The sequence below is a fragment of the Sphingomonas sp. NPDC019816 genome (assembly GCF_050274375.1).
Lineage (GTDB): Bacteria > Pseudomonadota > Alphaproteobacteria > Sphingomonadales > Sphingomonadaceae > Sphingomonas.
Window position 1 is genome coordinate 1 of the sequence record NZ_JBNNOB010000127.1, and the last position, 10,825, is coordinate 10,825.

Sequence of the window (10,825 nt, forward strand, 5' to 3'; positions counted from 1 at the left end):
GGGATGGGAGGGCATGCCACAAGCGACAAGCTCGGTGAGACACCTTTCCCTCCCCCCAACCCCCTCCCGCCTGCGGGAGGGGGAGCAAAAAATGCAGGAGGAGAGGAAGAGGGAGGGTCGCCCCCCCACCTTCCCCCTCCCCCCGCAATCCGCTAACCGGGCCGGCATGGCCTTTTACCATCCGCTCCTCTTCGCCCTCGATGCCGAACGCGCCCATGGTCTGACGGTGGCGATGCTGTCGCGTTGGGGATCATTGGGCGCGCCGATGGGGGTCGATGCGGCGCGTTATCCGCGCCTGGCAACCAAGGTCGCGGGGATCGACTTCGCCAATCCGCTGGGGCTGGCGGCGGGCGTCGATAAGAATGGCGAGGCGATCGACGGCTTTTTCGGGCTGGGCTTCGGCATGGTCGAGATCGGCACGCTGACCCCCAAGCCGCAGCCCGGCAACCCCAGGCCGCGCCTGTTCCGGCTGGTCGAGGACAAGGGGGTGGTCAATCGCTATGGCTTCAACAATGGCGGGCTGGACGCGGGGCTGGCGCGTGCGAAGGCCGCGAAGCGCAAGGGCGTGCTGGGCATCAATGTCGGCGCGAACAAGGACGCCGCCAACCGTATCGCCGATTATCGCCACGGGGTGACCCGGGCCGCGCCGATCGCCGATTACGTCACGATCAACATTTCCAGCCCCAACACGCCGGGCCTGCGCGACCTGCAGCATGGTGCGGCGCTGGCGGAGTTACTGGCCACCTCGCGCGAGGCGGCCGGCAAGGTGCCGCTGTTCCTGAAGGTCGCCCCCGATCTCGAGCCCGCGCAGATCGACGAGATCGCGCGTGCCGCGATGGACAACCGACTGGACGCGATCATCATCGGCAACACCACCATCACCCGGCCCCATGTCACCAGCGCCAACGCGGTCGAGACCGGCGGCCTGTCGGGTCGTCCGCTCGCCCCGCTCGCCCGCGCGCGGCTCGCCGATTTCCGGAAAGCGACCGGGGCGGCGCTGCCCCTGATCGCCGCCGGCGGGATCGATAGCGGGGCGGAGGCCTATGCCCGCATCCGGGCGGGGGCGAGCCTGGTCCAGCTCTACTCCGCTTTGGTCTATGAGGGGCCGGGGCTGGCCGCGCGCATCCTGCGCGATCTCGACGCGCTGCTCGCCCGCGACGGATTCGAGAATATCGCCCAGGCGATCGGCGCCTGACGTTACGGCTTGGCGCAGGGCGCGCCTTGCCGCTAGGGTCGTGCGGATGAAGCACTGGCTCCTGTCCGTGGCGGCGCTCGCGCTGCCTCTCGCCGCGCCCGTCGAGGCGCGCCAGCCCGCCCCCAAGCCCGCCCAAAAGCCCCCCGCCGAGGGTATGGTCAGCGCCGCCGATCCGCGCGCCGCCGCCGCCGGGGTCGAGATCCTGCGCGCCGGCGGCAGCGCGACCGACGCCGCGATCGCCACGATGCTGGCGCTGAACGTCGTCGAACCGCAAAGCTCCGGTATCGGCGGCGGCAGCTATTGGGTTCGCCATGGGCCGCGCGGCGCCGACAGCATCGACGCGCGCGAAACCGCGCCGATGGCCGCCACCCCCGACTGGTTTTACGGCCCGGACGGCCGGCCGCTGACCCATGCCGAGGCGGTGCCCGGCGGGCGCAGCGTCGGCGTCCCCGGTGCGCTGCGCGGCATGGCGCTGGCGCATGCCAAGGGCGGCAAGCTGCCCTGGGCACGGCTGTTCCAACCCGCGATCCGGCTGGCGCGCGACGGGTTCCAACTGACCCCGCGCCTCCAGACCGCGCTGACCCGCTATGGCGCGCATGTCGACGCCCCCACCCGCGCGCGGCTGACCGGTCCCGACGGGCAGGTCCTGCCGCTGGGCAGCACGATCCGCAATCCCGAACAGGCGGCACTGTTCGAGCGGATCGCCAAGCTCGGCCCCGACGCTTTCTATGTCGGGCCACAGGCGCAGAAGCTGGTCACGACGGTCAACACCGCCCAGCGCAATCCGTCGAAGATGACGACGGGTGACCTCGCCTCTTATGCCGCCAAGCCGCGTGCACCGCTGTGCGACACCTATCGCGGGTACAAGGTGTGCAGCATGGCGCCGTCCTCGGGCGGCGGGTCGACGGTATTGTCGATCCTGAAACTGCTCGAACGCTTCGACATGGGCGGGCTGGGCAAGGATTCACCGCAGGCCTGGCATCTGTTCGCCGAGGCTTCGCGCCTCGCCTATGCCGATCGCGACATGTATCTGGGCGATCCCGATTATGTCCGCGTGCCGCTGAAGGGGCTGTTCGACCGCGGCTATATCGCCAGCCGCTCCGCGCTGATCTCGCCCGAGCGCACCATGGCGTCGGTTTCGCCCGGCACGCCGCCGGGCGCGCCGGCGAGGGTCCGGGCACGGGTCAGCGAAGTCGCGGGTACCACCGACCTCGTCGCGGTCGACGCAGGCGGCAATGTCGCCGAGGTGACGACCACCGTCGAGGGCTCGTTCGGATCGGGCCTGTCGGTCGACGGCACGATGCTGAACAACGAGCTGACCGATTTCGACATCGTGCCGGTCAAGGACGGCGATCTGGTCGCCAACCGGGTCGAGGGCGGCAAGCGGCCGCGCAGCTCGATGTCGCCGACCATCGTCTATGGTCCCGACGGCAAGGTGCGCCTGGCGGTCGGCGCGGCCGGCGGCGCGACCATCATCGCGCAGGTCGCCAAGGCGATCATCGGCGTCATCGACTGGAAGCTGAGCGCGCAGGACGCGATCGCGACCGGCCTGGTCTTCGCGCCGGGCAAGGTCGCCACGATCGAACAGGGCACCGCGCTGGAGGCGCTGGTCCCCGGCCTTCGGGCACTGGGCGAGACCGTGACGGTCGCGCCGATGGGGCTGAAGGCCAATGCGATCGAGCGCGTCGGCGGCCGCTGGGTCGGTGCCGCCGATCCGCGCAGCGAGGGCGTGGCGATCGACGTGGCCGGGCGGATGACGCGGATCACCCGCGTCAGCGACAAGCCGGGACGACCGGCGGAATAAGACAACCAAAGAGCCCGGTCACGCGTTGGTGCGCGCGATACGGGCCGGTGGGAGAGGCACGACCATGCGTAAGCTCGAATATTTCCCCAATCTCGTCACCATGTTCTTCACCCGCGCCGCCGAAAAGGGCGACGCGCCGTTCCTGTGGCGCAAGCAGGACGGGGCCTGGCACGCGATCAGCTGGGCCGAGGCGGCACGGCAGGTCGCCAGCCTGTCGCGCGGGCTGCGCGCCACGGGTCTGCAACGCGGCGACCGAGTGATGCTGGTCGCCGAGAACCGGCCCGAATGGTGCATCGCCGACCTCGCCATCATGGCGGCGGGCTGCGTCACCGTGCCGACCTACACGACCAATACCGAGCGCGATCACGCGCACATCATCGAGAATTCGGGCGCGCGCGCGATCATCGTGTCGACCCAGAAGCTGGCCGCGACGCTGATGCCCGCCGCGCTGCGCTCCAACCATGTCCAGACGGTGATCGGGATCGAGCCGCTGAAGCTGGGGCCGAGCCAGATCGACTGCCGGCAATATGACGCGCTGATCGCCGCGCATCCGACCCAGGCCGCCACCGTAGCGGCGGAGGCTGATTTCAGCCGGGGCGACCTGGCCTGCATCATCTACACCTCGGGCACCGGTGGTGCGCCGCGCGGGGTGATGCAGCATCACGGCGCGATCCTGCACAATTGCGCCGGGTGCAGCGCGGTGATCTCGGAGGATTTCGGCTGGGAGGACGAGGTATTCCTGTCCTTCCTCCCCCTCTCCCACGCCTATGAGCATACCGGCGGGCAGCACTTCCCGATCGCGCTCGGCGGGCAGATCTACTACGCCGAGGGCCTCGACAAGCTGGCCGCCAATATCGAGGAGGTCCGCCCGACGATCATGTTCGTCGTGCCCCGCCTGTTCGAGGTGCTGCACACCCGCATCGCCAAGGCGATCGAGAAGAAGGGCGGGCTTGGTGCAAGGCTGCTCGACCAGGCGCTGGCGCTGGGGGCACGCAGCTATAACGGCAAGCTGCGGCTGATCGACCGGCCCGCACAGGCGGCGGTCGCGACGCTGTTCAAGCCCAAGATCGCCAGGAAGTTCGGCGGCCGGTTGAAGGCGATGGTCTCGGGCGGCGCGCCGCTGAACCCCGAGATCGGGCTGTTCTTCCACTCGATCGGCCTCACCCTGCTGCAAGGCTATGGCCAGACCGAGGCCGCGCCGGTCATCGCCTGCAACCGTCCCAAGGCCGGCGTGCGGATGGACACGGTCGGCCCGCCGCTCGACGATACCGAGGTGCGGATCGCCGAGGACGGCGAAATCCTGGTGCGCGGCGAGCTGGTCATGCACGGATATTGGCGCAACCCGACCGAGACCGAGCGGGTGCTGAAGGACGGCTGGCTGCATACCGGCGACATCGGCGAGTTCGACGATGCCGGCCGCCTGCGCATAACCGACCGCAAGAAGGACCTGATCATCAACGACAAGGGCGAGAATGTCGCCCCCCAGAAGGTCGAGGGGATGCTGACCCTCCAGCCCGAAATCGCGCAGGCGATGATCGCGGGCGACCGGCGACCCTATATGGTGGCGCTGATCGTCCCCGATTCCGAATGGACCGCCGAGTGGTGCGCGAAGTCGGGAACGGGCTGCAACCGCGTGGCGCTCGACGACGACCTGGACTTCCGCGCGGCGATCTCGGCGGCGGTCGACCGGGTCAATCGCGACCTGTCGGTGACCGAGCGCATCCGCCGCTTCGTGATCGCGCATGAGCCGTTCTCGATCGAGAACCAGCAGCTGACGCCGTCCATGAAGATCCGGCGCCACATCCTGCGCGAGGTCTATGGCGAACAACTGGACGCGCTGTACCGGAATTGAGGCGCCATTCACCTGCGGCTAGGCACGCCCCTCCCGCCAGCGGGAGGGGATGGGGGAGGGAAGGCCACGAGCGACAGTCTCGGTGAGACTCCCTACCCTCCCCAACCCAGTTTCAGGTAAACGATGCCCCGCATCGTTTAGGTCATGCCGGGGGCATGACCGACCTGAAACTCGCTTGCGGGAGGGGCTAAGGAGAAGAATGGCCCGCCCCGATCACGCCGGGGTCAGCAGCCCTTCCTTGGCGATCTTGTCCTTCCACACCAGCGGCGCCAGCGTGTGGACGTTCTGACCTTCGGAATCGACCGCGACGGTGACGGGGAAATTCTCCACGTCGAACTCGTATATCGCTTCCATGCCCAGATCCTCAAAGCCGACGACCTTCGATCCCTTGATCGCGCGCGCGACCAGATAGGCAGCACCACCGACCGCCATCAGATAGGCGGACTGATATTCGCGGATCGCGTCGGTGGCCGCCGGCCCACGCTCGGCCTTGCCGACCATCGCCAGCAGGCCCTGGTCGAGCATCATGCGAGTGAACTTGTCCATACGGGTCGCGGTCGTCGGGCCCGCCGGGCCGACCACTTCCTCACCGACCGGATCGACCGGGCCGACATAATAGATCACGCGGCCCTTGAACGCGACCGGCAGCTCCTCGCCACGGTCGAGCATGTCCTTGATCCGCTTGTGGGCGGCGTCGCGGCCGGTGAGCATCTTGCCGTTGAGCAGCAGCCGGTCGCCATGCTTCCAGCTCTTCACTTCTTCGGGCGTCAGCGTGTTCAGGTCGACGCGGCGAGCGGCCTGAAGGTCGGGCTTCCAGTCGACCTTGGGCCATTCCTCCAGCTTGGGCGCCTCCAGATAGACCGGGCCCGAGCCGTCCAGCGTGAAATGCGCGTGGCGGGTCGCGGCGCAGTTGGGGATCATCGCCACCGGCTTGGATGCGGCGTGCGTCGGCCAATCGAGGATCTTGACGTCGAGAATGGTGGACAGGCCGCCCAGCCCCTGCGCGCCGATGCCCAGCGCGTTGACCTTGTCGAACAGCTCGATGCGCAGCGCCTCGATGTCGTTGCGGGGACCACGCTCCTTGAGCTGCCCCATGTCGATCGCGCCCATCAGCGATTCCTTGGCCAGCAGCACGGCCTTTTCCGCCGTGCCGCCGATGCCGATGCCGAGCATGCCGGGCGGGCACCAGCCCGCGCCCATTTGCGGCACCATCTCCAGCACCCAATCGACGATCGAATCGGACGGGTTCATCATCTTGAACTTCGACTTGTTCTCCGACCCGCCGCCCTTGGCCGCGACGTCGACGGTGACCTTGCTGCCCGGCACCATCTCGACATGGAGGACGCTGGGGGTGTTGTCCTTGGTGTTGCGGCGGGTGAAGGCGGGATCGGCGAGGATCGAGGCACGCAGCTTGTTTTCGGGGTGAAGATAGGCGCGGCGCACGCCCTCATCGACGACCTCCTGCAAGCTGCGGTCGCCCGACAGGCGGCAGTCCTGGCCCCATTTCACGAAGACCGTGACGATGCCGGTGTCCTGGCAGATCGGGCGATGCCCCTCCGCGCACATCCGGCTGTTGGTCAGGATCTGGGCGATGGCATCCTTGGCCGCCGGGCTCTTCTCGGCCTCATAGGCCTTACCCAGGGCGCGGATATAATCCATCGGGTGATAATAGCTGATGAACTGGAGCGCGTCGGCCACGCTCTCGATCAGGTCGGTGTCGCGGATCAGGGTCGTCATGGGGTCGCCTTTTGCGACAGCTCCGCGCGTGGTGCAACGCCGGGCGCGATGCGAAGCGTCGATTCGGGCGAGTTTAATTTCAATCAAATTTAAACCCCGTCCGGTGCATCACCGGGGCAATCGTCCTGGGGTCCAAGCTCACACATGTCATCCGCCGCCGACCGCCTTTCCTTTTTCGCCCTGATGGGCCTCGTCGCGGACAATGACGAACTGCTGGGCGAGGTGCATCTCAAACGCGTGCGCACGCTGTGCCGGACCTGGTCGCTGTCGATCCTGCAGAATCTGGTTGCGGTCGTGACCGTCCTGGCGATCAGTCTGCGCCATGACAGCCGGGACCAGTTCATCGAAAAGGCGGCCGGCGGTGGGGCGATCGTGATCGCCACGCTGGTGTTCGGCCTGATATTGTGGCGCGGAGAGGCGCGACGCTGGCCCTTCTACCGGTTGAAGCAATGGCTGGTCCTGCTCGGCTTCGGCATGGCGGTCGTGTCCGGCCCCTTGCTGTTCAGCGCGGCGCAGGGGCATCACGGTCCCGCCGGCTGGGCCCCGGCCATGGCGCTGTTCTGTGCGATGTGGACGACGGCGGCGACGCTGCATCCGGTGCGCGGCGCGTTGATCGGCTATTCCCTCGGCTTGGCCTTTCTGGCGCCGATCGCGGCGCTGGCGTGGGGTGCCTCGCTGTCCATGACGCTGCTGGCGGTCGCAGCACCGCTGGTCTTCCTGATCCTCAACGCGCGTCGCACGGGGCAGTTGGATTACAATAGGGCCCATGCCACCGCGCGCGCCTTTGGCCAGGGGCAGCAGGCGGTCAAGATGATCGCCGAGTTCGAGCAGCACGGCACCGGCTGGTTCTGGGAAACCGATCGTCACGGCCGGCTCACCTACCTGTCGGACAAGGTGGCGCAGGATCTTCGCGCGATCGGCGTCGACGCCACCGGCCGGATGCTGACCGAATTGTTCCAGATGGATTCGGCCGAACCGGGAAGCGAGCGGACGCTGTCCTTCCACATGGCGTCGCGGACGAGTTTCGCCGATTACACCGTATGCGCGGTCGCGGCCGATCCCGATGCGGCGGAACGCTGGTGGTCGATCTCGGGCCGGCCGATCATCGATGACATCGGCCGGTTCCGCGGCTTCATCGGCTCGGGCGCCGACCTGACCGAAAAGCGCCGGTCGGAGGCGGAGATCACCCGCCTGGCGTTGTTCGACGGGCTGACTGGGCTCGCCAACCGCCAGCGCATGAAGCTGTCGCTCGACAAGACGCTCACGCAGTCGGTCCATCCCTACCGCCCGACTGCGCTGTTCCTGATGGACCTCGACCGGTTCAAGGCGGTCAACGATACGCTCGGCCATCAGGCCGGCGACCTGTTGTTGCAACAGGTCGCGCGGCGGCTGGAGGAAACGGTCGGCGATGTCGGGCTGGTCGGCCGGCTGGGCGGCGACGAGTTCCAGATTTTGCTGCCCGGCATCGACCAGCGCGAGCGGTTGTCCGCGCTGGCCACCGCCATCATCGCGAGCCTGTCGCGCCCCTATGACATCCAGGGGGTGGAGGTGACCATCGGCTGTTCGATCGGCATCGCCATCGCCCCCCATGACGGCGACGATTCGCAGGCGCTGATCCGCAATGCCGATCTGGGCCTTTATGCCGCCAAGGGCGACGGACGCGGGGTCCACCGCTTCTATGCCGAAGCGATGCTGGAGGGCGCGCGCAGCCGCAAGCGGATGGAGGAGGATCTGCGCACCGCCATCGCGCTGGGGCAGTTCCACCTTGTCTATCAGCCCATCGTCTCCACCCATGAGGAGCGGATCGTCGGCTATGAGGCGCTGCTGCGCTGGACCCACCCGACGCAGGGCGACATCCCGCCGGGCACGTTCGTGCCGGTGGCCGAGGAATGTGGACTGATCGAACAGATCGGCGAATGGGTGCTCCACACCGCCTGCATGGAGGCGGCGAGCTGGCCCGGCTCCGCGCGCGTCGCGGTCAACGTCTCGTCGGTTCAGTTCGCCAAGCCCAACCTGCCCACGCTCGTCTCGAAGGCGCTGGCGCAATCGGGGCTGGCGCCGCCGCGGCTCGAACTGGAGATCACCGAAAGCGTGTTCCTGCGCGATAACCGGGAATCGGAACGCCAGTTCGCCGCGCTGAAGGTTCTCGGCGTGCGGCTGGCGCTCGACGATTTCGGCACCGGCTATTCCTCGCTCGGCTATCTGCGCCATGCGCCGTTCGACAAGATCAAGATCGACCAGTCTTTCGTGCGCGGGGCGATCGGCATCGGCACCCGCAACGCGGCGATCATTCGCGCGATCGTGACGCTGGCCGACACGCTGGGCATGGAAACCACCGCCGAGGGCGTCGAGCTGCTCGACGAGATCGATCTGATCCGCGACCTGGGGTGCAGCCATATCCAGGGCTTCGTCTATGGCCGGCCCGTCCCCGTCGCCGAGGTCCACCGGATGCTGGGCGCGGGCGATGCGCGCGTTGCGCCGACGGGCCTGAAGTCGCTGCGCCCGACGCGCGTGAAGATGCTGCGCACCGCCCAGGTCATTTCGGGCAGCGCGACGCTCGACGTGCGCATCCGCGACCTGTCGCCATCGGGCATGATGATCGAGGGACTGGCCCCCGCCTATATCGTCTGCGGGGCGGCGATCGGCGTGCGCATCGGCACTGGCCAGCCCCTGCGCAGCTATATCCGCTGGGAACGCGGCGGGCGCGTGGGCATCGCCTTCGCCACGCCGCTGCCCGAGGATCATCCCTGGCTCGACACCGGCGCCGGTACCGAGAACGAACCGCAGCGCCAGCTGGCCTAGACCTGCCCAGTGCGCCGATAAGGGCGCAAACAGCGTTCGGCGCGCGTGAAGCGGGATAGGAAGGCCGGTCCGCACGTTCGCGCCGGATGACCGATTCCGCTCCCGGCCCCGCCCCCACCCCGCAGGGCAATTCGCCCCGGACACCCTGGCTCAGCCTGATCTTCGGCTATGGCCCGGTCCTGGTCCTGCCGCTCACCGCGCTCGGCGCCTGGGCGGGCTTTCCGCTGGCGCTGCCCATCGGCAAGCTATGGGGTGCGGCGATCCTCGTCTTCCTGGCGGGCGTGGCGCGCGGGTTGAGCTTCTTCTCGCCCGGCGGGCCGCATGTGTCGCAGATGCTGACCATGATGCTGCGCTTCTCGCTGGGGCTGCTGGCGCTGATCGCCTCGCCGCCGGTGGGCCTGGTGCTGCTGTTGATCGGCTATGCCTCGATCGCACTGACCGACCCGTGGCTGGCCCGCTGGGGCGGGGCGCCGCGCCACTTCGCGCGGTTGCGGCCCCCTCAGATGGCGGTGGCGCTGGCCGGCCTGCTGGCCCTGTTTTTGCTGTCGCTGGGCTGACGTTCGGCCCGTCCCGGCCGCTAAAAAAGTTTTTTTAAGGCTTGCGCTTCATGAACCCCGCAGACATCCACGCGTCGCGGGTTCGGGCCGCTTGCACGCCGCCGCCATTCGTCGCAACCAACCCCCTTCCCAGGCTTTACCCCTCTTGCGGTAGCCGCCGGGATTTTACACTATATAGTGGAAGAGACCGGGGGCGGCCCCAAGCACTGGTAGGATGACGATATGCCACCCGGCATCATCGGGATCGGACAGACACCCGGAATCACCGGGCGTCGGTTCGTCATCCTTCTTATCGCGACGTTCGCGGCGCGCGGTGCTAGGGACAGGACGCCGGCTCGAACGAATCAGGAACAAAGGAGCGGCATCAATGATGGATTTCAGGGATAGCCGGGATAGCGACATGACGACTGACATGCTTGAGAAGATGGCGGCGGACACCGCCGCTCCGGCCCCGACGCCCGCCGACACCAAGTCGGTGCGCCCGCAACCCTATCCGGTCGAGGTCGACCATGCGCGCGACGCGCTGCTGACCGATTTCGGCAAGGAAACGCTGAACGACCGCTATCTCCTGCCCGGCGAAAGCTATCAGGACCTGTTCGTGCGCGTGGCCTCGGCCTATGCCGACAATGCCGAGCATGCGCAGCGGCTGTACGACTATATCTCGAAGCTGTGGTTCATGCCGGCGACGCCCGTCCTGTCGAACGGCGGCACAGGTCGCGGCCTGCCGATCAGCTGCTATCTCAACTCGGTGCCCGACAGCCTGGACGGCATCGTCACCACCTGGAACGAGAATGTCTGGCTGGCGTCGCGCGGCGGCGGCATCGGCACCTATTGGGGCCAGGTGCGCGGCATCGGCGAGCCGGTCGGCCTGAACGGCA

Annotated in this window: 7 protein-coding genes; 6 read left to right on the plus strand and 1 reads right to left on the minus strand. The window is 67.9% G+C overall.

All coding sequences use genetic code 11. The features are described 5' to 3' along the window. The first annotated feature begins 166 nt into the window (after positions 1-166). From ACQKJZ_RS15430 to ACQKJZ_RS15440, 3 genes are all read left to right on the plus strand, one after another. Positions 167-1,195: a quinone-dependent dihydroorotate dehydrogenase gene (locus ACQKJZ_RS15430; protein WP_427732101.1), complete on the plus strand. Its 1,029-nt coding sequence runs from the start codon at positions 167-169 to the stop codon at positions 1,193-1,195. 46 nt (positions 1,196-1,241) lie between these two features. Continuing rightward, positions 1,242-2,999 carry a gamma-glutamyltransferase gene (ggt, locus tag ACQKJZ_RS15435; protein WP_427732103.1) on the plus strand — a complete coding sequence of 586 codons (1,758 nt, stop codon included), beginning with the start codon at positions 1,242-1,244 and terminating at the stop codon, positions 2,997-2,999. Between the two features lie 64 nt (positions 3,000-3,063). Further along, positions 3,064-4,851 (plus strand): AMP-dependent synthetase/ligase, encoded by a 1,788-nt coding sequence (locus tag ACQKJZ_RS15440; RefSeq protein WP_427732105.1) that lies wholly within the window; start codon positions 3,064-3,066, stop codon positions 4,849-4,851. A gap of 213 nt (positions 4,852-5,064) precedes the next feature. Here ACQKJZ_RS15440 and ACQKJZ_RS15445 read toward each other — a convergent pair whose 3' ends face one another. Further along, positions 5,065-6,588, minus strand: coding sequence for a fumarate hydratase (locus ACQKJZ_RS15445; protein ID WP_427732107.1), 1,524 nt, complete (start codon positions 6,586-6,588; stop codon positions 5,065-5,067). Positions 6,589-6,732: 144 nt separating this feature from the next. On the opposite strand from ACQKJZ_RS15445, the gene ACQKJZ_RS15450 reads away from it, so the two are divergent. From ACQKJZ_RS15450 to ACQKJZ_RS15460, 3 genes are all read left to right on the plus strand, one after another. Next, complete coding sequence (locus ACQKJZ_RS15450) at positions 6,733-9,390, plus strand: putative bifunctional diguanylate cyclase/phosphodiesterase (RefSeq protein ID WP_427732109.1); 2,658 nt, start codon at positions 6,733-6,735, stop codon at positions 9,388-9,390. An 86-nt stretch (positions 9,391-9,476) separates the two neighbouring features. Continuing rightward, entirely contained in the window at positions 9,477-9,947 is a 471-nt protein-coding gene (locus tag ACQKJZ_RS15455; protein WP_427732111.1) for a DUF3429 domain-containing protein, read from the plus strand. A 370-nt stretch (positions 9,948-10,317) separates the two neighbouring features. After that, the coding region (locus ACQKJZ_RS15460) for a ribonucleotide reductase N-terminal alpha domain-containing protein (protein WP_427732113.1) at positions 10,318-10,825 on the plus strand (508 nt) is incomplete at its 3' end.

What these genes read in the sequence shown, in the direction of transcription:
- ACQKJZ_RS15430 (WP_427732101.1), top strand. Translation starts at nt 167, where the DNA reads ATGGCCTTTTACCATCCGCTCCTCTTCGCCCTCGATGCCGAACGCGCC.
- ggt (WP_427732103.1), top strand. Translation starts at nt 1,242, where the DNA reads ATGAAGCACTGGCTCCTGTCCGTGGCGGCGCTCGCGCTGCCTCTCGCC.
- ACQKJZ_RS15440 (WP_427732105.1), top strand. Translation starts at nt 3,064, where the DNA reads ATGCGTAAGCTCGAATATTTCCCCAATCTCGTCACCATGTTCTTCACC.
- ACQKJZ_RS15445 (WP_427732107.1), bottom strand. Translation starts at nt 6,588, where the DNA reads ATGACGACCCTGATCCGCGACACCGACCTGATCGAGAGCGTGGCCGAC.
- ACQKJZ_RS15450 (WP_427732109.1), top strand. Translation starts at nt 6,733, where the DNA reads ATGTCATCCGCCGCCGACCGCCTTTCCTTTTTCGCCCTGATGGGCCTC.
- ACQKJZ_RS15455 (WP_427732111.1), top strand. Translation starts at nt 9,477, where the DNA reads ATGACCGATTCCGCTCCCGGCCCCGCCCCCACCCCGCAGGGCAATTCG.